Origin of the sequence: Herbaspirillum sp. CAH-3, assembly GCF_009668275.1 — a bacterium.
GTDB lineage: Bacteria > Pseudomonadota > Gammaproteobacteria > Burkholderiales > Burkholderiaceae_D > Herbaspirillum > Herbaspirillum aquaticum.
On record NZ_VSWE01000009.1, the window covers coordinates 231,711 to 257,775 of the forward strand.

Below are 26,065 nucleotides of genomic sequence, written 5' to 3' on the forward strand. Positions count from 1 at the left end.
GGCTTTACACCTGCCGTTTGCAACAGGGAAGATGCACAAGCCCGGCCTGCCAATGACCAATGCCAGCAGGAAACGGTTCCCCGTGCGCGACCGACCGGGGTCAAGGCAAGGGCAGGCCAGGCTTGCGAAGAGCCGCCGGAAGGCGTTACGCTGCGTGACCGATAATCATGCTTGCCATGTAACCAGCACGTACCATCCGCCTGACCGGCGCGGTCGCCCTGGCAGCACCTGCGGTCCCGACGAAAGAAAAACATGAACATGTCATCCCCCTCCAACCCCGATTGTTCACCCGCGCCCCCGGCCCCTTCAGGGTGGCCGCGCCTGCGGCGCCTGCTGCTCAATCTCGTCGATCCGCTGGCCCTGTATCGCCCGCGGGCAACCGGTACGGTTGAGGCCGCTACAGCCGCACTGGCCGGCAAGGGCGTGCGCTTCGTGCAGCGTATCTACCGCCTGCGGGTGATCGGCCTGGGTGTGGGATTTTTCTGCGTCGCGGCCGGCTTCCTGCAACATCCCGTGCCGTGGCCGCTGTGGCTGCTGCTGGTGGCGCATGGCTACGTATGGCCCCACGTCGCCCGCCATTGGGCGCTGCGCAGCGTCATTCCCTATCGCGCCGAGCGGCGCAACCTGGTCATCGATGCCGCCTTCGGCGGCTTCTGGATCGCGGCCCTGCAGGGCAACCTGGTGCCCAGCGCGGTCATCATCTCGATGCTGTCCATGGATAACATAGCCGCCGGCGGCCTGCGCCTGTTCCTGCGCGGGCTCTATGCCAGCATCCTTGCCTGCGCACTGGGATGGTGGCTGCTGGGGGCGCACTTCCTGCCCCAGTCGGACCTGACCACCATCCTCGCCTGCCTGCCCATGATGGCGCTCTATCCCTTGGCGCTGGGGCAATCCACCTACCTGATGTCGAAGAAACTGGCAGAGCGCTCACGCCAGTTCGAGATCGTCAGCCAGCTCGATGGCCTCACCCTGCTCTTCAACCGACGCTACTGGGAAAGCCTGCTGATGGAAGAATTCGAACGCCGCCATCGCCAGCCATCGGGACAGACCCAGACCTTCCTGCTGTTGCTGGACCTGGACTACTTCAAGAGCATCAACGATACCTGGGGCCACCTGGTCGGTGACGAAGTGCTGCGCAACTTCGCGCGCCTGCTGCGTTCAAGGCTGCGCGAACAGGACTGGATCGGGCGCTACGGGGGAGAAGAATTCGGGGTGATCCTGCGGGACATGCACCCCACCGACGCGCTGGCGCTGGCGCAGGGCCTGGTCGACGCGGCGCGCCTGCACGATGATATAAACAATTTATATGGCTGCACCGTCAGCGGAGGACTGGTGCCCTTCTCGCCCGACATGGAGGCCCATTTCGTCTGGCTGCAACGGGCCGACCATGCCATGTACTGTGCCAAGGAAAGCGGACGGGACCGGCTGGTGGTCTGGCATCCCGGGCTCGAACGCGCGGCCGGCTCGCCCAATCAACCGCCGCCGCCCTGCTGCGTCTGAACTGGCGCCGATGAACCGACGAATACGATGGACGCAAAAAAGGCCGATGTTTTCGGGGCCGCCACGAGACCACTGTGAAAACATCGACCTAGGGAAATCAAGGCGGGGCGATCGGCATGACGGAATGATAGGCGTACTTCCCTAAAAAAATGCCTGCGCCGATGCCCCGGCCACTGCCGCAACGAGCGGCAAAGCGGGCCGCAGAAAGCCCGCTAAATTAGCACTGGCAGTGCTTCCAGTACTAAAAGGGCGAGCAATGCGCCGAAGACCGCGCCCACTGCTCTCAAACTGGTACGGACCATCCTTGAGGCCACCGGAACCTCCCCGCATAGCAACAAACCCGCCAGCGCCATGGGAATGAAGAACATCAGGTTGTTCATGATGAGGTTGGGCATGATGCGTCTCCTGGTCGAGTTTATTGGTTTTGCGCGGGGCTGCTGCGCGTACTCTGTTGGGGCTTGCCTCGTATTGAGTATAGGCCGTACACCATGGAAGACAAGGCGCTGCGCACGAGAATCGGTGCTGCAGAGCAGCGTCCAGGGCTGCAAAAATCAGCTTCCTGATCCCCACTCTGAAGCAGAAAGCTTCCATTCCGGCTTGTTGCAGATGCACAAATTTTCGGCAACGGGGGCGGATTTGCCTTGACCCTGTTTTCCGCGCGGGCGTAGAATTCGCCCGTTCTCATTTTTTGGAGTCCCTCTCATGGGCACTTGTTCGGGTGACAGTTGTTGCCGGTTAATTCCGGGTTAAGCCTCAGCAAGGATTTCAGCAGGACTTCATCCTGTCGTCATCTTGCACCAGGCAGATGACGGCAATTCATGTCGGCAGCGCGCGGTCTTTGCAGATCGGGTTTTCAGCAGCGCCGCTGACAACGACATTCCCTCACAACGACAGATCGACGATCGACCGCCGCAGACACGGCGTCAGAACGCAGCTGCATCGCGACCGCATTGCCCGCTCCTTCGAGCCGGCAACCGGCCGGCCTGATGCCGCGCGCGCCATGGCGCAACGCCTTCCGCATGGCCAGCCGCCATGCGGCTGCACGTCTGCTCGCGCCTTCAGGCGCCGATGACAGGGTCTCCGCTCAACCAGGCGGAGGCTGCAATGCGACTGACACATCCATCATGAATACGCGAAGACCCAGCGCGCCGCGTCCGGCCGCCCGTCTTTCGCGGGGGCCGTCCACACGGCGCTGACCCCGATGCCGGCCTGCCCTGCTGCAGGCCGACGCGATGCAAACCGCTTCGTCCACGGGACGAGGCCCAACAAGAAAAGAAGCACGCCATGAATCTGAACCTGCTGAAAGAAACCTTTGTCAGCTTCATCCGCGCACGCGGTATGGACCGTCACTTCCGCCGCCTGGGCATGGACATGTTCCGCAGCGCCCCGGTGACCAAGGAAGTCCCGCCAACCCTGGCCGAGCAATTGAGCGAAGCCTCCCGCAGCCAAGCCCAGGCGCTGCTGCAGCGCCTGCAGTCGCGCCCCGATGGCCTGACCGAAGCGGAAGCCGATGCCATCCGTGAACACAGCGGCCCCAACGAAGTCGAGCACGAGAAGCCGCTGACCTGGTATGTCCACCTGTGGCACTGCTACAAGAACCCGTTCAACCTGCTGCTGACCCTGCTGGCCGCGGTCTCCTTCTACACCGAGGACATGAAGGCCGCCATCGTCATCGGTACCATGGTGGTGGTCTCGACCTTGCTGCGCTTCGTGCAGGAAGCGCGTTCCAACACCGCCGCCGACAAGCTCAAGGCCATGGTCAGCAACACCGCCACCGTGATGCGCCACGACCAGGTCGAAGAGATCGCCGCCGAAGCGCAGCGTTACTTCGACGTGCTGCTGCACCCCAAGGGCGCGCGCCGCGTCGAAGTGCCCATCCACCAGCTGGTACCGGGCGACATCGTGCTGCTCTCGGCGGGCGACATGATCCCCGCCGACCTGCGCCTCTTGGCCGCCAAGGACCTGTTCGTCAGCCAGGCCGCGATGACCGGCGAATCGCTGCCGGTGGAAAAATTCGTCACCCCCAGCAACCTCAACACCAGCAGCCCGCTGGAGCTGGACAACCTCTGCTTCATGGGCACCAACGTGGTCAGCGGCTCGGCCACGGGCGTGGTGCTGACCACCGGCAAGCGCACCTATTTTGGCGCGCTGGCTGAGCGCGTCACCGCCACCGACCGCACGCCCACAGCCTTCCAGGCGGGCGTCAACAAGGTCAGCTGGCTGCTGATCCGCTTCATGCTGGTGATGACGCCGGTGGTGTTCTTCATCAATGGTTTCACCAAGGGCGATTGGGTCGAAGCTTTCCTGTTCGGCCTTTCCGTGGCCGTGGGCCTGACGCCCGAGATGCTGCCCATGATCGTGACCTCGACCCTGGCCAAGGGCGCGGTGGCGCTGTCGCGCAAGAAGGTGATCGTCAAGCGGCTCGATGCGATCCAGAACTTCGGTGCCATGGACGTGCTGTGCACCGACAAGACCGGCACGCTCACGCAGGACAAGATTTTCCTGGAACGTCATACCGACATCCACGGCGCACCCGACGACGAAGTGCTGCAATACGCCTACCTGAACAGTTATTACCAGACCGGCCTGAAGAACCTGCTGGACGTGGCCGTGCTGGAGCACGCCGAACTGCAACGTGAAATGTCCATCGCCTCGGCCTATCGCAAGGTCGACGAAATTCCCTTCGACTTCCAGCGCCGCCGCATGTCGGTGGTGGTGTCCGAGCGCGAGGATCACCATGAGCTGATCTGCAAGGGTGCGGTCGAGGAAATCGTCTCGGTGTGCTCGCGCGCCCGCGTCAACGGCGAAGTGGTGCCGCTGACCCCGGCCCTGCTGGACGAGATCCGCGCCACCACCGGCAGCCTCAACGCCGAAGGCCTGCGCGTGGTCGGTGTGGCCGCCAAGGACCTGCCGCCGACCAAGGAGGTCTATAGCCTCGCGGACGAATCGGACCTGGTGCTGATCGGTTACATCGCCTTCCTCGATCCGCCCAAGGAATCGACCGCCCCTGCCCTGGCCGCCTTGCGTGCCCATGGCGTGAAGGTCAAGATCCTGACCGGCGACAACGAACTGGTCACCGCCAAGATCTGCCGCGAGGTCGGGCTGGAGGTCAAGGGCATGCTGCTGGGTTCGTATGTCGAGAAGATGAGCGATGCCGAATTGTCCGAAGCGGTGGAAACGGTGACCGTCTTCGCCAAGCTCTCGCCAGCGCACAAGGAACGCATCGTGCGCGTGCTGCATGACCGTGGCCATGTGGTCGGCTTCATGGGGGATGGCATCAATGATGCGCCGGCCCTGCGTGCGGCCGACATCGGCATCTCGGTCGATACGGCCGTGGATATCGCCAAGGAAGCGGCGGACCTGATCCTGCTGGAGAAGAGCCTGATGGTGCTGGAAGAAGGCGTGCTGGAAGGCCGCAAGACCTTCGCCAACATGCTGAAATACATCAAGATGACGGCCAGTTCCAACTTCGGCAATGTCTTCTCGGTCCTGATCGCCAGTGCCTTCCTGCCTTTCCTGCCGATGCTGCCCTTGCATCTGCTGGTGCAGAACCTGCTGTATGACGTCTCGCAGATCTCGATTCCCTTCGACAATGTCGACAAGGAATTCCTGGAAAAGCCGCAGCGCTGGGATGCCGGTGATATCGGCCGCTTCATGGTCTTCTTCGGCCCGATCAGCTCGATCTTCGACATCACGACCTTTGCGCTGATGTGGTTTGTCTTCGGCGCCAGCTCGCCGGAACATCAAACCCTGTTCCAGTCCGGCTGGTTCATCGAAGGGCTGCTGTCGCAGACGCTGATCGTGCACATGATCCGCACGCGCCGCATCCCCTTCTTCCAGAGCCGCGCCTCGTGGCCGCTGATGGGGATGACGCTGGTCATCATGGCCATCGGCATTGCGATCCCGATGACGCCGCTGGCGCATTACTTCAAGCTGGAGGCGCTGCCGCTGTCTTACTTCCCGTGGCTGGTGGCCATCCTGGTCGCTTATGCGGTGCTGATCCAGGCGATGAAGGGGTGGTATGCCAAGCGGTATGGGTGGCAGTAACCCAGCGCCTTGGTGCTGCAATGAAGATGCCTGCTCCACGGAGCAGGCATTTTTTTCAAGCGGCCATTTTGGCGAAGCCAAGCTGCTGCCGACACTTCCCCGTAAATTATTTCTTCTTATGAAATAGTCATTTTCGATATATCGAGTTTATTCATCGAAATCGAAATAATAAACTGCAATGGTCGCCCGATATCGCTCCGATGCCGGTGTGACAGGTGCCCTGCCTTGCTGACACAGCACTGCAGGTCCGCAGAAGAAATCAACTCATGAGGAAAAAATGAAGTCGTTCAAGCTATTCGCTTTCACTGCAATCATCTGCGCTAACGGCTGCCTGTTGACGGCCGCAGCGCACGCGCAGGAAACACCCGTCCAGGGAAAGACACGCGCAGAGGTGATCCAGGAACTGAAGGATGCCGAGGCCGCGGGATTGGTGAGCCGAGGGGATGTCGATTATCCGATCCTGCCTGAATTTGTATCCACCAAGACCCGTGGCCAGGTCATTGAAGAGTTGAAGCAAGCACGCGCACAAGGCCTCCTGAACATCAATGATGTGGACTATCCTCCTACGCCTGCACCTTCCTACAACAAGACACGTGAAGAAGTAAAAGCCGAATTGCTGCAAGCCCAGCGACGCGGCGACCTCAACGAACTGTACCGCGGCTACTGATCACCACAGCCCCCTTCCGCCTGCCTGCTGGTTGCGCCCTCCCCTGTCGCCCTTGGCCCGCACACTGGAGTCACTGAACCGAGAACGTCTGTTCGGCATGCGACCGCAGCATCAGGCGGATGGCGCGTCATTGCCCGACGATCCCGGCGGCGCAGCCATATCGGCCATGCATGCCTTGTCGCAGAAAGCCCGGGGGCGCATCAGCCACCCCGTATATACGCGCCCAATCCCGCCACCAACGCCGCAAAGGTCACCGCGCAACGCGGACTGGCGCGCAGATCCTCATGCATGGCGATCCAGGTTTCCATCTTGACCGAGAATTTCCTGGGCAGCAGGTGCACCAGCGCCTCTTCCCTGGCCGCCACGCCCACCTGGCAAATCCCGATACCGAAGCCCGCACGAATGGCCGCCAGTTGCGCCAGGTCACTATCGGCCCGAAACGCAAGGCCGGCGCGCGTGAGCCAGGGGAATTGCTCCAGCATCTTGCGCACGTAGGCGTTCTCCTGATCGAAGCCGATGAGCGCATGGCCGGCCAGCGCGGCAATCGAATGCGGCACCCCGTGCGCAGCCAGGTAGCGCTGGTGCGCATGCAATCCGACTTCGATGTTGCCCAGCCGCCTGGCCACCAGCGCATCCTGGGCCGGCTTGAACATGCGCACGGCAATATCGGCCTCGCGCTGCAACAGGTCATCGGCCCGGTTTGACATCACCAGCTCGATGCACAGCCCCGGATGACGATGCTTGAGTTCGGCCAGGATGGGCGGCAGCACTTCCACGCTGATGACCTCGCTGGCGGTCAGCCTCACCGTGCCCCGCACTTCCCTGCCATGGCTGCTGGCGACCCGCCGCAGCGCGGCCGAGGTGGCCGCAATGCCGGCCGCATAAGGCTTCAATTCCAGCGCCGCATCCGTGGGTGAAAACCCATCAAAGGAACGTACGAAGAGTTTGAGCCCCAGTGCTGCTTCCAGTTGCTCGATGTGGCGGCCGACGGTGGGTTGCGTCAGGCCCATCTCGCGCCCCGCCGCCGAGAGCGATCCCGTTTCCAGGACCTTGAGGAAACTGCGGTACCACTCCCAGTTGGGTTCGATGTCGGCCGGGGTATTCATTTATGTATAGGCGCTAGGCTTATTTATGCAATTTTCATTTATACCGCAATTTTGCATACTGGGGATGTTCGCACTCACACCCTCACGCAGGAGAACCCCATGTCCAGGATTGCCCTCTTCGGCGCCGCCGGCGCCATCGGCCAAAGCATCGCCTCTGCCATCCGTGCCCAAGGGCAGCCCTACCGCGTGGTCGGGCGCAATGAAACCAGCTTGCGCCAGGCCTTCGGCGCCGATCCCCTGGCCGAGATCATCACCTGGGATCCCGCTTCCCCGGCCTCGGTCGAAGCGGCGGCGCACGGCATCGATACGCTGATCTACCTGGTGGGCGTGCACTACACGCAGTTCGAACTGCATCCGGAACTGATGCGCAAGACCCTGGCCGGTGCCATCCGCGCGGGCGTCAAGCAGATCCTCCTCATCGGTACGGTGTACCCCTACGGTCTGCCGCAGTCCTCGCCGATACGCGAAGACCATCCGCGCAAGCCCCATACCTTCAAGGGCCGCATGCGCAAGGCGCAGGAAGACCTGCTGATGCAAGCGCATGAGGAAGGCCACCTCCGTGCAGCCGTATTGCGCCTGCCGGATTTCTACGGCCCTGGCGTCGAAGCCAGTTTCCTGCATGGCGCGATCAAGGCCGCAGCCCAGGGCGGCACAGCCGACCTGATCGGGCCGCTAGACCGTCCGCACGAGTTCGTCTTCGTGCCCGATGTCGGGCCGGTAGTGGCCAGGCTGGTCAGCACGCCTGCCGCCTTCGGCAAGGTGTGGCACCTGGCCGGTGCCGGCGTGACGACACAGAAGGCCCTGGTTGCGGAAATGGAACGCCAGACCGGACGCAAGCTGAAAAAACGCGTGGCAGGCAAGACCATGCTGCGGCTGATCGGACTCTTCCATCCGATGATGCGCGAGCTGGTGGAGATGCACTATCTGCAGACGCAGCCAGTGATCATGGATGATACGGCGCTACAGCAATTGATCGGGCCGATCAGGAAGACGCCTTATGGTGAGGGGATAAGGATGGCGCTGCAAGCCCAGGGCGGGAGGCGCTCCTGAGCGGGCGACAAGGCCGCACGACTTGATCGCTGGCTGAGCTTGAGCGCGCACCGACGCCATCGCGGGACGCCCCCCCTTGGATGCCGATAGCGAACGTCTCAAGCATGGCCTGCTTGCGCGACCATCAGCCACCATTCTCACCTTGCCGTGCGTCAGCAAGTCGGCGGCTTGCGAATCGCACGGCATCAAGGCGTTTTTTGGTGACCGGAAGCGGGAAGGACAGAACAGTTCAGCTCTGCAGCAGGTGGCGGATGGCGTCACGCTCTTCCAGCAACTCATTGACGGCACCCTGCAGGCGTTCGCTCGCGAATGTATCGATGGACAGACCATTGACGCGTTCGATACGGCCGTCCTCGCAACGGACGGGCACGCCAAAAAAGATCCCTTCCGGAATCCCGTAATCGCCATTTGAGGGCAGGCTCATCGATACCCAACGCCCCTGGCTGCCGCACACCCAATCGCGCATGTGATCCACCGCAGCACTGGCGGCCGATGCCGCCGATGACTTGCCGCGCGCCTCGATGACCGCACTGCCACGCTGCGCCACCTGGGGGATGAAGATCTCGCGGTTCCATTGCTCGTCCTGGATTCTCAGCGGTGCCGGCTCTCCTCGAACCAACGCGAAACGGTAATCGGCATACATGGTGGGCGAATGATTACCCCACACTACCACCTGCTCCAGGCTGTCCACCGGCTCACCCAAGCGCTTGGCCAGCATGGCGCGGGCGCGGTTATGGTCCAGCCGCATCATCGCGCTGAAACAGGACGGGTCGAGATTGGGCGCGGCGCTCATCGCGATGAGGGCGTTCGTATTGGCCGGGTTGCCCACCACGAGCACCTTCACCGTGCGGCTGGCAACTGCATTGAGTGCACGCCCCTGACGCACGAAGATGTCGGCATTGGCGGCCAGCAGGTCTCGTCGCTCCATGCCCTTCTGACGCGGCTGCGCGCCCACCAGAATCGCATAGTCGACCTGAGCGAAGGCCTGCTCGGCATCGTCGGTACAGACTACGTCGCGCAGCAGCGGAAAGGCGCAGTCCTGCAGTTCCATTTCCACGCCGCGCAGCGCGGCCTGAGCCGCCGGGACATCCAGCAGCCGCAAGCTGACGGGTTGGTCGTGGCCGAGCATGTCGCCGTTGGCGATGCGAAAGACCAGGGAATATCCGATTTGACCGGCGGCGCCAGTGACGGCGATGTGCTTGATAGGTTTCATGATGGGACCCGTTCAATGTGGATGGACTTGCGGTGCGACCTCTCGTGGGCCACACCGTGAGGCCACTCTACGCAAAGAGAACAAAGCTGTAAAACAACTTAATTTTGTTATATCGATCAATAAATCAGGTAGATCAATTTTGCAGTGCCTCTTGACGGCGCCCGCGCATGACCACGTTGGGCTATGTGCATAACCCGCCGGCACCGGTCTGGGTTATCTGATTTTTATATAGCTTTATCCACTGGCACGTCTATTCCCGATCAGGAGCTCCGAATGCAAAAACGCCCGCGATATGCAGGCGCTTTCTTGGAAAGACGAGTTCCGCTTCCGGCCGTCAGCCGACTTCCGTGGCACTTCTGTCGATGAACACCATAGTCACTTCCGCGCCAACCGTTCAATCAGTTCTTTGTGCTGCGACCAGTCTTCCAGCAGCTGATCTGCCTGCGCGATTTCAAACGCATCAAATTCGAAGCCCGGCGCCACCGTGCACCCGACCAGGCTATAGCCCTCCCGAACCGTGCACTCGGCCGCAAACCAGGCGCCTGCCGGGACCAGCGCCTGGAAATGGGCGCCCTCATGCTCCAGCGCATTGCCCAGGCACAAGGTCTGAAGCTCCCCCTGCGGCAGCAGGACATGGACGTGCAGGGGGTCGCCTTCATAGAAGTGCCACATCTCTTCCGAATCGATCCGGTGCCAGGTTGACCGGTCCCCGCCAGCAAGCAGGTAATAGATGGCGGTCGCCGCCGAGCGGCCGGCACCGCCCGATGCGCGCGCTACACGCTCCAGGCTGCGATGGGTCTCCCGAAAGAAACCGCCCTCCGGATGGGGTTCAAGATTGAGGTGTGAAATCAATTCTTCGAGGCGATGTCGGGACATGTTCTGGGTGTTGGACGGGTTGAAGGGGAATATCAATATCAGCTTAAAAGCCGTTTCTCAAACCGCTTCAACGTCTCTGCAAACACATCGGTGCTATCCAGCGCACGCGCCAGCACCAGCGCCCCCTGTATTCCCCCCACCACTTCCTCGGCCAAGGCACGCGCTTCCTTGGGCTTGCGCCCGGTGCGCACCAGCGCCGAGGCCAGCGCCTCGATCCAGGCGGCAAAGTAATCGCGCACCATCACCGCAAAGCGGTCGCGCTCATTGCCCAGCGCGAAGACACCCACCAGGCAAACCCGCTGCCCCGACAGGAAATAGCGGCTCACATCGGCGAACATGGCCTTGATGCCCGCGACCGCATCGTCGCTGTCGTTCAACGGATCAAACACATGCCGCCTGAACCACGCATCCACGTGGCCCAGCACGGCCTCGGCCATCTCTTCTTTGCCACCAGGGAAAAAGTGATAGATGCTGCCCTTGCCCAGCTTGGTCCCTTCGCTGATGCGCGCCAGGCTCGCCCCCTCGAAACCGTAGGTGCGAAACACCTCCGCCAGCAAGGGGATCACATCGTCTTTTTCCGCAATGACTCTAGCCATTCATTTTCCTCAGATACCGAAATCGCTCAGCCCGGGATGATCGGCCGGGCGTGGGCCGCTATTGTCCCACAGGAATTTGCGTTCTTCCGGCTTGATCGGATGCTCGTTGATGCAGGCGTGACGATGATGCATCAGGCCGTTCTCGTCGAATTCCCAGTTCTCATTGCCGTAGGCGCGATACCACTGGCCGGAATCGTCATGGTACTCGTAGGCGAAACGCACCGCGATACGCGCACCGTCAAAGGCCCACAGCTCCTTGACCAGGCGGTAATCCAGCTCGCGCGTCCATTTGCGCTTGAGCAGGGCGGTGATGGCTTCGCGACCTTGAGCGAACTCGGCACGATTGCGCCACCAGCTGTCTTCGGTATAGGCAAGCGCGACCTTTTCGGCATCGCGGGTGTTCCAGCCGTTTTCGGCCAGACGGACCTTTTCGATGGCGGTTTCACGGGTGAACGGCGGAAGAGGCGGACGGATCGACATGGTTATTCTCCTTGAATGTACCGTTCAACACACAATGTACTGTTCGGTACAGACAATATAGACCGATCAACTTTGATTCGCAAGCATTTTTTTCTTGCCATGTCGCATTGGCGACACCTGCTTCGTGAGGCTTTCGGCCAAGCCTGGCCACTGCTGCCAACGCGCAGCAACGCCCGCAGCAATGAAAAAGGCCTGCTCCGTGGAGCAGGCCTTCATCTCATGCAGTGGCGATCAGCGGGATTGCGCGTTGCTCAGCGCCGCGGCAACCTCACCGTCACCATCGTCTGCACCTGGTCATCCGACGTCATGGTGATCGAGCCGCCATGCGCCTTGACGATCTGCTGCGCGATGAACAGTCCGAGGCCCAGCCCTTCCTTGCGGCCGATTTCGCCTCCGCCACGGAAGGGATCGAAGATCACCGGCAGCAAGGCCGCCGGGATCACCCCGCGATTGGCGATGGTCATGACCACTTCCTGCTCGCCGCGGCCATCGATGCCGATGCACACCGGGCTGCCCGCCACGCCGTGCTGCAAGGCGTTGCCCAGCAGGTTGGCTGCCACCTGAGCCAGGCGGTCGCCGTCCCAATAGCCGTTGTCATCGCCTTCGATGCGGCGCTCCACGACGCTGCCCGGATAAGTGGTCTGGTATTCCTGTACCACCCGTTCGGTAATCTCGCCCAGGCAGGCACTGGCACGGGCCAGCGGGATGCCGCCGGCCAGGCGCGCGCGCGCCAGGTCGAGCATGTTCTCGATCAGCTTGGCCATGCGTTTGCCGCCATTGAGGATCTGCTGCGAGGCCTTCTGCGCCACCTCTTCCTTGTAGGTCCGCTGCAGCAGGGTCGCCGCCATCACCACCGAACTCAAGGGATTGCGCAGGTCGTGGCCGAGGATGGCCACGAACATCTCGTTCATGCGCAGGGTTTCGGTGCGCTCCTGCAACTCCAGCGCCAGCAACTGCTTCTGGCGATACAACTGGAAGAACACCTCGGCCTTGTTGCGCAGGATGTGCGGTTCGATGGGCTTGTAGAGGAAGTCCACGGCACCGCTCTCATAGCCCTTGAACAGGCGGCGCTCATCGCGTACGCCGGCCGTGACGAAAATCAGCGGCACGTTGCGGGTACGCTCGCTGCCGCGGATCAGCTCGGCCAGCTCGAAGCCATCCATGTCCGGCATCTGCACGTCCAGGAAGGCCAGCGCCACCTCGTGCTGCAACAGCAGTTCAAGCGCTTCCAGGCCCGAGCGCGCCAGCAGCAGTTCGACATCGTCCCGCTGCAGCAGGGCAGAGAGGGCCAACAAGTTTTCGTCGAGATCATCGACCAGCAGGAATTTCACCCGCGGCAGGTCTCTGTCTTTGTATTTTTCTGTCACCTGCGTTCCTTTTCCTGGTCATTCCCCGATACGCCCAGGGTGCGCAGCAGATCGGCGATCTGCGGGAGCGTGAGCACATAATCGATTTGTCCGAGTGCCAATGCCTGTGCCGGCATGTAAGGCACCTGCGCCTGTTGCGGACTTTGTACCACGGTCACGCCACCGGCGCGCGCAATGGCCTGCAATCCGGCCGCGCCATCATGATTGCCACCGGTGAGCACGATGCCCAGCAAGCGCTCGCGGTAGACATCCGCGGCCGACTCGAACAGCACATCAATGGCCGGGCGCGAAAAATTCACCAGTTCATCATTGGACATGGCCAGCACCGGCCCTTGGTCGCTGCGGTCCACCAGCAGATGATAATCCGGCGGCGCAAAATAGATCACGCCGGGCTGGGCCGGGTCCTTGTCCTGCGCTTCCACGACAGGCTGGCCACAGCGGTCAGCAAAGATGGTTGCCAGCAAGCTGGGCCGCTCACGCGGGATGTGCAGCACCACCATGGTCGCCACCTGCGCACCACGGCGCAGCGCCGGCAGGATCTCCGACAAGGCTTCCACGCCACCGGCAGAGGCTCCGATGACGATCGCATCGATGGCTCGGCCACCCAGGGCCGGCAGCGGGACGGGACTCACAGCTCCCCCTTCTTCTGGAAGATGCGGTCTTCCCGCACCACTTCATCGAAGGCCGGACCGTGCGTGGAAAAGCGCATCGACTCCTTCGAACCCAGTCCCAAGAAACCCTTGCGGACCAGCGATTCGCGGAACAGGCCTAGCGCGCGTTCCTGCAAATGGCGGTTGAAATAGATCAGCACGTTGCGGCAGGACACCAGGTGCATCTCGGCAAAGACACTGTCGGTGGCCAGGCTGTGGTCGGAAAAGACCACGTTCTTGCGCAGCGACTTGTCGAAGACGACGGCACCGTACGCGGCCGTATAGTAATCCGAAAGCGAGGTCTTGGCCCCGGATTTCTGGTGGTTGCTGGTAAAACCGGGGATACGGTCGAGCTCGTAGACGCCGGCCTCGGCCTTCTTCAGCGCGGCCTGGTTGATGTCGGTGGCGTAAATGATGCTGCGCTCGAGCAAGCCTTCCTCGCGCAGCAGGATCGCCAGCGAATAGACTTCCTCGCCGCTGCTGCAGCCGGCCACCCAGATCTTCAAGGAAGGATAGGTGCGCAGGAGCGGAATGACCCTCTCCCGCAGCGAGAGAAAATAGCTGGGATCGCGGAACATCTCGCTGACCTGCACGGTGAGGTAATCCATGAGCGCCGGAAACACGGTCGCATCATGCAGCACCTTGTCCTGCAATTGCGACAGCGTCTCGCAGCCGAAGCGGATCATGGCCGTGGCCAGGCGGCGCTTCAGCGAAGCGCCGGCATAGCCGCGAAAGTCGCAGTGATATTTGAGGTAGATGGCGTCGAGCAACAATTGCATCTCGATATCGAAATGCTGGTTGGCCAACGCCTGGTTTATTTCGGCATCCATACACGTACCAGGGACAGCAGTTTTTCCACATCCAAGGGCTTGGCGATGTAATCGTTGGCACCGGCGGCCAGGCATTTCTCCTGGTCATCCTTCATGGCCTTGGCGGTCAGGGCGATGATGGGCAGGCGCTTCCAGATGGCTTGCTTGCGGATCTCGCGCATGGCAGTCAGGCCATCCATCTCCGGCATCATGATGTCCATCAGCACCAGGTCGATCGGCGCACCAGGCTGCTCCTGGCTGCGCTGCAGGGCGTCCAGGGCTTCACGGCCGTTGCGGGCGATGTCGACCTTCATGCCCTTGGGTTCCAGCACCGAGGATAGCGCAAAGATGTTGCGCACATCATCTTCCACCACCAGGATGCGGCGGCCTTCGAAGACCGTTTCGCGGTCGCGCGCCACCTTGAGCATGCGCTGGCTCTCCGGCGGCAGTGTCGTTTCCACCTGGTGCAGGAAGAGCGTCACTTCATCGAGCAGGCGTTCCGGCGAGCGCGCATCCTTGATGATGATGGAGCGCGAGAAGCGGCGCAGGTGCTGCTCTTCCTCGGCCGACAGCGAGCGGCCGGTATAGACGATCACCGGCGGGAAGGCTACGTGTTCCTGCTCGGCCATCTTCTCCAGCAACTGGTAGCCGGACAGGTCGGGCAGGTTCAGGTCCATCACCATGCAATCGAAGGTGGTCTCGCGCAGGCGGGCCAGCGCATCGGTGGCGGTGCGTACGCCGACCAGGTTGATGTTCTCGCCGGCCAGCAACTGGCGGATGCTGTCGAGCTGGCGCGCATCGTCTTCCACCACCAGCACGTGGCGCAGGCCCTGCAGGAACTTGGCTTCGAGCTTGCGGATGGCGCCGACCAGTTCCTCGCGCTGCACCGGCTTCAATGCGTAGCCGATGGCACCGCGCTCCAGCGCCTCGTGCGAGTAATCGGCCACCGACACCACGTGCACCGGGATGTGGCGCGTCTTGGGATTGCGCTTGATCTGGTCCAGCACGCCCAGCCCGGAGAAGTCGGGCAGGTTCATGTCCATCAGGATGGCACTGGGGCGATACATCTCGGCCGCCGACACGCCTTCATTGGCCGAATGCGTGACCACGCACTGGAAGCCCATCTCGTGCGCCAGGTCGCGCAGGATCATGGCGAAGGCGGTGTCATCCTCGATCACCAGGATCAGGCGGGAGGACGATTCGATGCGGTGACGATCATCATCGATGGCGATGTCCTGCAGTTTTGCCGGCGCGCCCGGCACCACCTGCGGAGCGGGAATGCGCACATCAGGCGCGGTCGCCACTTGTGCCGCCTGCAGAGTCGCAGCCGCCGCCGAAGGGGCGGCCACGGCCGCAGGCGTGCGCATGACGGCCTGCTCGCCACTGTAGACCTGCGGCAGCGAGAGCGTGAAGATGCTGCCCTCGCCCACCCGGCTCTGCACCTGGATGTCGCCGCCCAGCAGATGCGCCAGGTCGCGCGAGATCGACAGGCCCAGCCCGGTGCCGCCGTACTTGCGATGCGTGCTGCCATCGGCCTGGCGGAAGGCTTCGAAGATGAACTGGTGCTGGTCGGCGCCGATGCCGATGCCGGTATCGCGCACGGCGAAGGCGATGCGGCCACCGGCATCCGCATAGATGCGCAGGCTGACCTCGCCCTTCTCGGTGAACTTGATGGCGTTGGAGAGCAGGTTCTTCAAGATCTGGCCCAGGCGCTGCATGTCCGTTTCCATGCGCTGCGGCACGCCCGGATCGACCTCGACCTTGAAGCCCAGGCCCTTCTGCTGGGCCGTCATGGCGAAGCTGGCCTTGAGCTCCTCGGCCATCTTGCTGACCACGAAGGATTCGGAAACGATATCGAGCTTGCCCGCTTCCATCTTCGAGAGGTCGAGGATGTCATTGATCAGGGCCAGCAAGTCGTTGCCCGCAGAGGAAATGGTCTGCGCGAATCGCACCTGCTCGTCGGACAGGTTGCCCTGCTTGTTGTCGGCCAGCAGCTTGGCCAGGATCAGGGTGGAGTTCAGCGGCGTGCGCAGCTCGTGGCTCATGTTGGCCAGGAACTCGCTCTTGTACTGGTTGGCGCGTTCCAGCTCGGTGGCCTTTTCCACCAGCACCACCTGGGTCTTGGCCAGGTCATCCTTCTGCATTTCCAGCATTTGCGTTTGCTCTTCGAGCTGGGCATTGGTCTCTTCCAGCTCGGCCTGCTGGGTTTCCAGGCGCAGTTGCGATGCCTTCAAGGCCTGGCCCTGCTCTTCCAGCTCTTCATTGTTGACGCGCAGTTCTTCCTGCTGGGCCTGCAATTCCTCGGACTGGCGCTGGGTTTCTTCCAGCAGTTCTTCCAGGCGGGTGCGATCCTTGGAAGAGCGCACCGCAATGGCGACCTGGTCCGACAGGCGTGCCAGCAGTTCCTCTTCCTCCGGCCGTACCTGGCGCAAGAAGCCGAGTTCGAACACCGCCTGCACCACGCCATCGGCGGAGGCCGGCACGATCATCAGCTCGCGCGGCGCATGGCGGCCGACGGCGGAGGACACGGTGAGATAGCGTTCCGGCACTTCCTTGATGTGCATGGCGCGATTGAGTTTGGCGGCCTGGCCCAGCAAGCCCTGGCCATCGCGCAGATGCGGAGGCTGGACACTCTCATCCTCTTCCAGTGCATAGGCGGCGAAACGCTCGAAGTCGCCACTGTCGGTGCGCAGGTAGATGGCGCCGACTTGCGCATTCAGGTAGGCCGTCAGGAAAGCCAAAGTATTCTCGCCCAGCGTCCCCAGGCGCTGCTCGCCCTGCAGGCGCTCGGCCAGGCCCATCTGGCCGTTGCGGATCCAGGTCTGCTTTTCACGGGCGCGATAATCGCGCGAGGTGGTCATGGCCGCGGCAATGATGAGCACCAGCAGCAAGCCCGAGCCGCCCCAGGCCACGGCGGTGGAAAACACCACGGCGTCGCGCCAGTCCGACTGGCGGCTGGCCAGCAGGTCGCGTTCCTGTTCTTCCATGTCGCGGGTGAGCACGCGCACGCGGTCCATGAACATCTTGCCGCGATCGGATTGCACTACCGCCAATGCGCCCGCCGTATCGCCATTGCGGCGGCGGCTGACGGTCTCGGCCAGTTCTTCAAGTTTGTCGGCGACCACGCGCTCGATCTGCGACAGGCGCTGCAACTGGTCGGGATTGTCGGAGAGCAGCTCGCGCAGCTTGGCGATCTCGCCGGGCAGCGCGGCACGCGCCTGGTTGTAAGGGCTCAGATAGGACTCGGTGCCCGTGAGCAGGAAGCCGCGCTGGCTGGTCTCGGCATCCTTGAGCGTGGAGACCAGTACCTGCAGCTGCTCGCGCACCTTCATGGTGTGCGACACCGCATTGGCGGCCTCGCCGCGGCTGACCGAGGCTTCCCAGGTAAACAGGGCAATGAGCACCACCGCCAGGATGGCGACCGAAAAACCGATCAGCGGCCCCAGGGGCAGCGGTGGTCCGGAAAAGGCGCCCTTGCCCTGGCGCTTCAACATGGCAATACGTTCTTCAGCTTGGCTGGAATAAACCCGCACGGTGCGCTCCGTTGTTCGAATCGTTGGTCGAGCTCTGGGGGTTCTGTGTGTGGCTGTGTCCCCCTCCCCTTGGTCTTGCCTCCGGGAAAGCCGTGGATTATACGGGCGGCTCCCGGTTTGCGCAGAGCACCGATGACGGCGGGCTCAAGCCGCTGGCACCTGCCTCCGGACTCGGCTAGGACAAAGCGCTGACAGTTCGGTTCCGCAGCGCTGTCATCCTGGCTCTGACACTCGCTTTCAGCTCCCCGCCAGGCCGGCCGCGATATTGATGGACAGGCCGATGATGGCCGCATTGAAGACGAAGCAGATCAGCGAATGGGCCAGCACCGACTTGCGCGCTGCGCGCGAGGCTACGCCCACGTCGGAGGTCTGCACGGCCACGCTGATGGTGAAGGAGAAATACAGGAAATCCCAGTAGCCGGGATTGCGGATGCCATCCGGGAAGCGCAGCGGCAGGGCGTCAGGGTCGTCGTCATCGGCATAGAAGAGGCGCGCGTAATGCAGCGTGAAGATGGTGCCGATCAAGGCCCACGAACCGAACACGGTAGAGGCCGTGAAGGCATAGCGCAAGAGCCGGCCGCCCTCGTCGTGATGGCTGCTGCCGCCCAGTTCCAGCAGGATGGCCAGCAAGCTCGCAATGGCCGCCACGCAGACCATCACCAGCACTACGTGAGCGCTTTCATCTTCGGTCTCGGCCAGGCGCTTGACGGCCTTGGCATCGGCCCGCAGCATCATCACCCACAGGCTCAGCAAATAGAACCAGAGGCCGGCATTCCAGCCGATGAGGCTGCGGCCGATCCAGGTGCTGGCAGGGATGAGGACGGAGGCGGCGGTCCCGATGCCGATGCCGATGAGCAAACGCGGGTGGACCTGGACGATGTGGCGGGCGACGGACATTGTTCTTGTTGATGTTGTGAGTCTTCTGAAAGGGCGCCATCACACTGCACGCCCAGGATGGGCAGGACATTAGCACGCCCTGCCCGCGCCCGCCAGCCACGCGCGCTTCAGAATTCGTGCTCCTTCAGCGCACGCTGCGCGCGTTCGCGGGCACTGGCCAGGGCTTCTTCCTCGGTCGGGAAGAGGCCTACCGGAATGTAGGTTTCCGCAATCTCGGGTTCGCGCGCAAGGCGCACGAAGACTTGCGCCTCGAAGCCTTCATCGGGTTTTTCCACCGCGTCGTAGCGGGCGATATGGGTACCACTTTGCAGGACCTTGTCCGTCATGCTGCCTCCTGTGTCGTTCACGATGAAGCCCGTTTGACACAGGGGCAGGCATGAGGTTCTGCACAAGCGCGATGCCGTGCGGCAAGTGCAGCCGTGGCCGCAGGCGTCAGGCTGCCAGCGGGAAGCGCACCGTGAAGATGGTGCCCTGCCCCTCTTCCTTGCAATCGACCGTGATGACTCCACCATGGTCATGCGCGATCTCGCGCACGATGGCCAGTCCCAGGCCGCTGCCGGCGATCTTGTCGTTGGCGCGGTAATAGCGGTCGAAGATGAGCTCGCGATGCTCGGGGGCAATGCCGGGACCGGAGTCTTCCACCGACAGCACGGTGGCGCCCTCTTCTTCGAGGCAGCGCACCGTCACCGTCCCGTGCTGCGGCGAATAGCGCACCGCATTGTCGATGAGGTTGTCGATCAGGTCGGCGAGCAGGAAACGGTCGCCGCGCAGGCGCGCCGGCTGCAGGTCAAAGCCGAGGTCGATCTGCTTCTTGTCGGCCTCTTCGATGAAGTGCTGCACCGACTCCTCCACCAGCTTGTGCAGCGAGAGTTCCTCCAGCTTGCGGCTTTCAAACAGGCCAGGTTCCGAGCGCGCCAGCGCGAGCAACTGCCGGCTCTGGCGGATCATGCGTTCCACCGAGGAATTCATCATCGCCAGCGAGCGGGCCGTATCGGGCTGGTCCTGGTGCTTGTCGTGCAGCAGTTCCAGCTGCAGCTTCAGGCCCGTCAAGGGCGTGCGCAACTGATGGGCCACGTCGGCCATGAAATTCTGCTGCGCCTGTTCGCCCTTGCTGATGCGGGCCATCAGTTCGTTCATGGCCACGATCAGGGGCTGCAGCTCCACCGGCGCACCGATGCCGTCGATGGCGCCGAGCTTGCCGTGGCCGCGCTGTTCCAGGTTGCGCTGCAGGCTCTTCAGGGGACGCAGGCCACGCCGCACGGCGATGAGCACCACCGACAGCGAACCGAAGGTCAGCGCCCCGTCCAGCAGCAGGAAGGACAGCAGGATCGTGTAGTGCGCGCGGTCGCGCTTGCGGATGGTTTCGGCCACGGCCACCGAGATCACGCCGTTCTTGACCCGCACCTGCATGGCTGAAATACGCACCGGTTCGCCGCGCATCTCGCCGTCATAGTTGAAGGGCCGGTCGAATATCTCGGTCTCGGGCAATTGCGGGAATCCCTTGTCGCCGACCAGGATCTCCCCCTGCGTATTGCGCACGGCAAAGAAGGTGGTGTCGGAATGATTGCTGCGCAGGATCTGCTCGGCCTGCTGGGTCAGCTCGGCGGTGGTGCGCTCCTGGCGATGCCGCACCTGGGCATACAGGCCCCAGGTGGAATCCATCAGGTTCTGGTCGAAGGCGTGCTGGGCCGGCAGCCAGGCCAGCCAGTAGGTCAGGCCGGCCCCCACCAGGTTCAGCAGCAGCAGCGGCGCGATCAGCCACTTGAGCAGGTCGCGCCGGATGCTGGCGTGGGTGACGGCTGGCGGTGTGGCAGGCGCAGCAGTGCCGGCACTGGCCGCGCTGTTGGCCGGCTGCTGGTTGATGACCGTCATGATGCGGCCTGCCGGCTCAGGTCTCGCTCTTTTCGAGCATGTAGCCGAAGCCGCGGATGGTGCGGATCACCACGCCCGAATCGGCGATCTTGAGGCGGATGCGCGAGACGTAGACCTCCACCGCATTGATCGTGAAATCCTCGCCCCAGGGCAGGACGGCATCGATGATCTGCTGCTTGGAGACCACGCGCGAGGCGTGTTGCATCAGGTATTCCAGCACCGTCCATTCACGCAGCGACAGTTCGATCTTGCGGCCATCGATGTCGGCGCGCTTGGTGGCGTTGTCCAGCGACAGGCCACCCACGGTCAGCTGCGCAGGCTGCGGCGCACTGCGGCGGATCAGCGCCTTGATGCGGGCCACCAGTTCGGGCGTAGCAAAGGGCTTGACCAGGTAGTCATCGGCGCCCAGTTCCAGCCCGTGCACGCGGTCGGGAATGGTGTCGCGTGCGGTCAGCAGCAGCACCGGGGTGTTGTTGCCGTTGGCGCGCATGCGGCGCAGGACTTCGAAACCGTCGATGCCGGGCAGGCCGATGTCGAGCACCAGCACGGCGGCATTGAAACGCTGCGACAGCGCATCGTTGCCGTTGTTGACGGTATGCACGGTGAAGCCGTGCGAATTGAGTACCCGCGACAGACCGTCGGTGAGTACCGGGTCGTCTTCGACCAGCAGAACATTCATAGGGGACTTCTTGGAAAATAAACAGCGCAAAAACTCTGCGTGACGCTGCATCGTATTGCAGCCCAGGCCATGCTGCAAATCAGGCGGTCCCCCAGGCGGGGCGCGGCACGGCCAGAGTGTTTCTTTTTTGTCACACTCAGCTCTGCGTCAGGCAAATGACAGCATTTTGTCAGGCTCCAGCCTTACTCTTGCCAGCCATACGAATGAGAATCCAAATCATTAGCATGCAATAAAAACTGGTCACCAGCCAGCCAAACGGACTTCCTTGTTGCCATTGAAGGACGGAGTAGCCAGCCATTCGAGCCGCTCCTGCGCAAGCGGGATCGGCTCATCGTTTCCTACTCCACTTCACTGAAAACAAGAACATGAACCGTCTCACGCCGATTGCCGCCGCATTGGTCGCCACCTTTGCCGCTCCCCTCTCCGTCCACGCACAGCAGGCCTCTGCGCCCAACGCCACCGCAGCCACCGGCAGCCAGCTCGCCCCGGTCACGGTGGAAGGCCGCCGCGATGATTTCGCCAGTACCGGCACGGCCATCACCAAGCTGCCGGCCGACCTGCACGACGTCGCGCAATCGGTGACGGTGGTCAACAAGGCGCAGATGCAGTCGCAAGGCGTGAGTTCGCTGGCCGATGCGCTGCGCAACGTCTCCGGCATCACGCTGGGCGGTGCCGAAGGCGGCCAGATCGGCAACAACATCAACCTCAACGGTTTCTCGGCGCGGACCGACATCTATCTCGACGGCTTCCGCGACCGTGGCCAGTACTACCGCGACACCTTCGCCATCGAGGAAGTGGAAGTCCTGATGGGCCCGTCCTCGATGCTCTTCGGCCGCGGTTCGACCGGCGGCATCATCAACCAGGTCAGCAAGAAGGCCAACCTCAAGGCCGCCACCGAAATCTCCGGTTCGGTCACCACCAATGGCCTGGTGCGCAGCACGGTCGACGTCAACCGTCCGCTGTCGGATACCTCGGCCCTGCGCATCGAGGCCATGGCCCAGAACGGCGCGGCCAGCACGCGCAATCAGACCGATGTGCAAGACTTCGGCCTGGCCGGCTCCTATGTCTGGGGCATCGGCACTTCCACCGAGATCACGCTCTCGGCCCTGCTGCAGCACAACCAGGACCAGCCCGACTACGGCCTGCCGCCGCTCAACGGCCACCCCGTCAATGTCGACCGCAACACCGCCTATGGTTTGAACAGCGACCGCACCATCCAGGATGTGGCCGCGTTCAACGCCGGCATCAAGCACAAAATCGCCCCCGACGTCACACTGCGCAACCAGACCCAGTTCAACTACGTGCACACCAATGCCGTGGAGACTGCGCCCAATACCATCGGTACGGTCTCTTCAAGCGGCTTCACGGCGCTCACCAATGCGGCCAGCAGCCTGCCGCTGTCCAGCCTCTTCGTGCGCGGCCAGAGCCATGACCGCAACATCAACGACTACTCCATCTTCAACCAGACCGAACTGGCCGCCAAGTTCAGCACCGGCAGCGTCAAGCACGATGCGCTGGTGGGTGTGGAAGTTGGTCACGACGGTTACGACAACCAGAATTACTACCGCAACGGCAGCTGCAACGGCCGCTCGCTCAACGCAACCGGCGCCACCACCGGCTACATGGATTGCGTGAGCCTGGTCAATCCTTCCTACAGCGCGGCCGGCAGCAGCGTGGCCGATACCGCAGGCAACCGCGCCGGCGGCAGTGCCAACACCATCGCCGCCTATGTCGGCGACACCATCGAGCTGGTGCCGCAATTCAAGCTGGTGGGTGGCCTGCGCTATGACCGCTATGTGGCCAGCATCAGCAACTCGATCAACTCGGGCAATACCAGCGGCTCCACCGCGCTGGGCTATGCGCAGCAGAGCGTGAACTTCGTGAGCGTGCGTTCGGGCGCGATCTGGCAGCCCAGCACGGCGCAGTCGTATTACGTTTCCTACGGCACTTCCTTCAATCCCTCGCTGGAGCAATTGACCGGCACCGCCGGCCAGCAGAACCTGGACCCGGAAAAGAACCGTTCCTATGAACTGGGCGGCAAGTGGGATGTGGCCGAAGGCCTGGCGCTGACTGCCGCCGGCTTCCAGATCACCAAGGAAAATGCACGCAGCCAGGTCGCCACCGGGGTCTACGCGCTGGCCGGTACGGTGCGCGTCAACGGCGCGCGTGCGGGCGCAACCGGCCGCATCACCCGCGACTGGCAGATCGCCGCCAACTACACCTACCTGGATGCCAAGGTGGTCGGCGGTGCCGTGGCCGATACCTCGGTCGGCAAGATCCCGGTCAACACGCCCAAGCACACCTTCACCACCTGGACGACCTATGACCTGGCACCGCACTGGCAGGTCGGCGGCGGCGCCACCTACATGTCGCAGCGCTATGCCAATGCCACCAACACGGTGCAGGTCGGCGGCTACACCCGTTACGACGCGATGCTGGCCTACACCACCAAGGCCTACGACATCCGCCTGAACCTCTACAACCTGACCGACAAGATGTATTACGATGCGCTGATCCAATCCGACGGCGGCCGTTCGGTCCCGGGTTCGGGCCGTACCGCCCTGCTGTCGCTGACCTATCGCATGTAAGGAAAGAGGACGCGCCCATGCTCATCACCATCCCCCAGCTGCTGGACCCGCAAGCCCTGCAGACCGTTCGCAGCCTGCTGGACCATGCAGGACCGGCCTGGGTGGATGGGCGCGTGACGGCGGGCTACCAGGGCGCGCCTGTGAAATACAACCAGCAGATCGACGAACAGTCCGACGTCGCCCTGCAATGCCAGCGCATCATCGTCTCCGCCTTGGAGCGGCATCCGCGCTTCATCAGCGCGGCGCTGCCCAACCTGATCTATCCGCCCATGTTCAATCGCTATGGCGAAGGCATGACCTTCGGCGCCCATGTCGATGGCAGCGTGCGCATCCATCCGCACAGCGGACGCAAGCTGCGTACCGATGTCTCGGCCACGCTGTTTTTGGCCGATCCGGAAGACTACGATGGCGGCGAACTGCAGATCGATGACAGTTACGGCATGCACAGCGTCAAGCTGGCCGCGGGCGACATGGTGCTCTATCCGGCCACCAGCCTGCATACGGTCACGCGGGTCACGCGCGGCGTGCGGGTGGGCTGCTTCTTCTGGGTGCAGAGCCTGGTGCGCGACGATGGCCAGCGCCAGATGCTGTTCGACATGGACAACGCCATCCAGCGCCTGAACCAGACCGATGCCGATGCGCTCGCACGGCGCACCCTGGTAGGCTGCTATCACAACCTCCTGCGCCAGTGGAGCGAAACCTGAGCCGCGCTCAGCTGAAGTAACGCGGATCCATCTTGCGGAACACCCAGGCCGAGACCAGGGTGATGAGCCCCACGATCACGAAGGTGATCTGGAAGCTGGCATTGGTGGCGATGCCCGCCTCGCTCTTGAAGACGTTGACCATGGTGCCGCCGATGGTCACGCCCAGGCCGATGGCCAGCATCTGCACCATCGAGAAGAGACTGTTGCCGCTGCCCGCATCTTCCTTGCGCAAGCCCTTGAGCGTGACGCTGTTCATGGCCGCAAACTGCATCGAATTGGACGCCCCGAACACCGCCAGCTGCACGATGGACGCCGCCAGCGGCCAACCCGGCGTGATCAGCGCGAACGATACGATGGACATCCCGACGATGGCGGTATTGACCAGCAGGAAGCGGTCATAGCCAAAGCGCTTGACCAGCGGCGCGATCCACGGTTTGGCAATGGTGCCGGCAATGGCGGCCGGCAGCAGCAGCATGCCTGCGTGCAGCGGTGAATAGCCCAGCCGCACCTGCAACAGCAGCGGCAACAGGAACGGCACTGCCGAGGAACCGATACGGCAGACCAGATTACCTGCCAGTCCGATGCTGAAATTGGGTTCCCCGAACAGACCGAGCCGGAACAGTGGGCGCGGATGAACGGACGCATGGCGCCAGTAGACCAGTACAGTTGCTGCTGCCACAGCAGACAGTGCGAGGCTCCAGCCAGTACGGTGGGTATCGAAAGGCACGTCCAGCGCCAGCGAGAAGGCCACCATGCAAGCGGACAGCAAGGTACAGCCGAATAAATCAAAACGGGGTGTACCGGTAAGGCTGTCATCGGGCAGGAAGTACAGTACGGCCCCCATCCCCAGTACACCTACAGGAAGGTTGATCAGGAAGATCCAGTGCCAGGACAGGCTCTCTACCAGCCACCCGCCCAGTACAGGACCGACCACCGGACCGAGCTGCCCGGCAATCGAGATCGAGGCCAGTGCTGCGATGTATTGCGCGCCCGGCACTGCCCGCAGCACGGCCAGGCGTCCGACCGGCAGCAACATGGAGCCACCCAGCCCCTGGATGACGCGCGCGGCCAGCAGCAGTGGCAGGGTCGGTGCCATGGCACACAGCGCCGAGCCCAGCGCGAACAGCAGGATCGCCGCGAAATACACGCGGCGCGTGCCGAAGCGGTCGGCCAGCCAGCCCGAGGCGGGGGTGAGCGATGCCATCGTCAGCGTGTAGGCCACCACCACCGGATGCATGTTCAGCACCGGCTCGCCCAGGCTGCGTGCCATGGCGGGCAAGGCGGTGTTGACGATGGTGGTGTCCAGCGTCTGCATGAAAAAGCCGGAGGCGACGATCCACAGCAGGGCGCGCTGGGTCACGGGATCGTTGAGGGAGGGTGAGGCAGATGCAGCGGTGTCACTCGGACGAGGCGGCTGGTTGGCGGACATGA

At 62.8% G+C, this 26,065-nt stretch carries 21 protein-coding genes; 6 read left to right on the forward strand and 15 right to left on the reverse strand.

Annotated elements, in window-relative coordinates:
- The first annotated feature begins 252 nt into the window (after positions 1–252).
- Positions 253–1,500 carry a diguanylate cyclase gene (locus FYB76_RS13635; protein ID WP_229296964.1) on the forward strand — a complete coding sequence of 416 codons (1,248 nt, stop codon included), beginning with the start codon at positions 253–255 and terminating at the stop codon, positions 1,498–1,500.
- 212 nt (positions 1,501–1,712) lie between these two features.
- Here FYB76_RS13635 and FYB76_RS13640 read toward each other — a convergent pair whose 3' ends face one another.
- Positions 1,713–1,895 carry a hypothetical protein gene (locus FYB76_RS13640; protein ID WP_006462830.1) on the reverse strand — a complete coding sequence of 61 codons (183 nt, stop codon included), beginning with the start codon at positions 1,893–1,895 and terminating at the stop codon, positions 1,713–1,715.
- Positions 1,896–2,784: 889 nt separating this feature from the next.
- On the opposite strand from FYB76_RS13640, the gene mgtA reads away from it, so the two are divergent.
- Together mgtA and FYB76_RS13650 are read left to right on the forward strand one after the other, a co-directional pair.
- Positions 2,785–5,547: a magnesium-translocating P-type ATPase gene (gene mgtA, locus FYB76_RS13645; RefSeq protein ID WP_154133964.1), complete on the forward strand. Its 2,763-nt coding sequence runs from the start codon at positions 2,785–2,787 to the stop codon at positions 5,545–5,547.
- A 277-nt stretch (positions 5,548–5,824) separates the two neighbouring features.
- Entirely contained in the window at positions 5,825–6,214 is a 390-nt protein-coding gene (locus FYB76_RS13650) for a DUF4148 domain-containing protein (protein ID WP_154133966.1), read from the forward strand.
- Positions 6,215–6,414: 200 nt separating this feature from the next.
- Here the strand turns inward: FYB76_RS13650 and FYB76_RS13655 are convergent, their stop codons facing one another.
- Positions 6,415–7,320, reverse strand: coding sequence for a LysR family transcriptional regulator (locus FYB76_RS13655; protein ID WP_154133968.1), 906 nt, complete (start codon positions 7,318–7,320; stop codon positions 6,415–6,417).
- 99 nt (positions 7,321–7,419) lie between these two features.
- On the opposite strand from FYB76_RS13655, the gene FYB76_RS13660 reads away from it, so the two are divergent.
- Positions 7,420–8,370 (forward strand): SDR family oxidoreductase, encoded by a 951-nt coding sequence (locus FYB76_RS13660; RefSeq protein WP_154133969.1) that lies wholly within the window; start codon positions 7,420–7,422, stop codon positions 8,368–8,370.
- Between the two features lie 229 nt (positions 8,371–8,599).
- Here the strand turns inward: FYB76_RS13660 and FYB76_RS13665 are convergent, their stop codons facing one another.
- From FYB76_RS13665 to FYB76_RS13720, 12 genes are all read right to left on the reverse strand, one after another.
- On the reverse strand, positions 8,600–9,586 hold the full coding sequence (locus FYB76_RS13665; protein WP_162292101.1) for a malate dehydrogenase: 987 nt from the start codon (positions 9,584–9,586) through the stop codon (positions 8,600–8,602).
- A gap of 372 nt (positions 9,587–9,958) precedes the next feature.
- Positions 9,959–10,459 (reverse strand): cupin domain-containing protein, encoded by a 501-nt coding sequence (locus tag FYB76_RS13670; protein WP_154133970.1) that lies wholly within the window; start codon positions 10,457–10,459, stop codon positions 9,959–9,961.
- 38 nt (positions 10,460–10,497) lie between these two features.
- Entirely contained in the window at positions 10,498–11,055 is a 558-nt protein-coding gene (locus FYB76_RS13675; RefSeq protein WP_154133972.1) for a TetR/AcrR family transcriptional regulator, read from the reverse strand.
- A gap of 9 nt (positions 11,056–11,064) precedes the next feature.
- Positions 11,065–11,535: a nuclear transport factor 2 family protein gene (locus tag FYB76_RS13680; protein ID WP_008331044.1), complete on the reverse strand. Its 471-nt coding sequence runs from the start codon at positions 11,533–11,535 to the stop codon at positions 11,065–11,067.
- Positions 11,536–11,786: 251 nt separating this feature from the next.
- A complete protein-coding gene (locus FYB76_RS13685; RefSeq protein ID WP_370516346.1) occupies positions 11,787–12,902 on the reverse strand; it encodes a response regulator in 1,116 nt (371 codons plus the stop codon).
- The gene (locus FYB76_RS13690; protein WP_088754862.1) at positions 12,899–13,534 is read right to left on the reverse strand and encodes a chemotaxis protein CheB; all 636 of its coding nucleotides are present in this window, start codon (positions 13,532–13,534) and stop codon (positions 12,899–12,901) included. Before FYB76_RS13690 ends, FYB76_RS13685 begins: the two co-directional genes overlap by 4 nt.
- Positions 13,531–14,382, reverse strand: coding sequence for a protein-glutamate O-methyltransferase CheR (locus FYB76_RS13695; RefSeq protein ID WP_088754861.1), 852 nt, complete (start codon positions 14,380–14,382; stop codon positions 13,531–13,533). Before FYB76_RS13695 ends, FYB76_RS13690 begins: the two co-directional genes overlap by 4 nt.
- A complete protein-coding gene (locus FYB76_RS13700; protein ID WP_154134000.1) occupies positions 14,367–17,855 on the reverse strand; it encodes a response regulator in 3,489 nt (1,162 codons plus the stop codon). Before FYB76_RS13700 ends, FYB76_RS13695 begins: the two co-directional genes overlap by 16 nt.
- 276 nt (positions 17,856–18,131) lie before the next feature.
- Positions 18,132–18,791: a DUF1345 domain-containing protein gene (locus FYB76_RS13705; RefSeq protein ID WP_154133973.1), complete on the reverse strand. Its 660-nt coding sequence runs from the start codon at positions 18,789–18,791 to the stop codon at positions 18,132–18,134.
- 107 nt (positions 18,792–18,898) lie between these two features.
- A complete protein-coding gene (locus FYB76_RS13710; RefSeq protein ID WP_088754858.1) occupies positions 18,899–19,117 on the reverse strand; it encodes a hypothetical protein in 219 nt (72 codons plus the stop codon).
- A 106-nt stretch (positions 19,118–19,223) separates the two neighbouring features.
- On the reverse strand, positions 19,224–20,663 hold the full coding sequence (locus FYB76_RS13715; RefSeq protein WP_154133974.1) for a sensor histidine kinase: 1,440 nt from the start codon (positions 20,661–20,663) through the stop codon (positions 19,224–19,226).
- Positions 20,664–20,679: 16 nt separating this feature from the next.
- Positions 20,680–21,342 carry a response regulator transcription factor gene (locus FYB76_RS13720; RefSeq protein WP_154133976.1) on the reverse strand — a complete coding sequence of 221 codons (663 nt, stop codon included), beginning with the start codon at positions 21,340–21,342 and terminating at the stop codon, positions 20,680–20,682.
- Between the two features lie 365 nt (positions 21,343–21,707).
- Here FYB76_RS13720 and FYB76_RS13725 point away from each other — a divergent pair, with 365 nt between their 5' ends.
- Positions 21,708–23,930, forward strand: a complete 2,223-nt coding sequence (locus FYB76_RS13725) for a TonB-dependent siderophore receptor (RefSeq protein WP_154133977.1) — start codon at positions 21,708–21,710, stop codon at positions 23,928–23,930.
- A 17-nt stretch (positions 23,931–23,947) separates the two neighbouring features.
- On the forward strand, positions 23,948–24,634 hold the full coding sequence (locus FYB76_RS13730; RefSeq protein ID WP_154133978.1) for a Fe2+-dependent dioxygenase: 687 nt from the start codon (positions 23,948–23,950) through the stop codon (positions 24,632–24,634).
- A 7-nt stretch (positions 24,635–24,641) separates the two neighbouring features.
- On the opposite strand, the gene mdtD is transcribed toward FYB76_RS13730, so the two are convergent.
- Positions 24,642–26,063, reverse strand: coding sequence for a multidrug transporter subunit MdtD (mdtD, locus tag FYB76_RS13735; protein ID WP_154133979.1), 1,422 nt, complete (start codon positions 26,061–26,063; stop codon positions 24,642–24,644).
- Positions 26,064–26,065 lie beyond the last annotated feature (2 nt).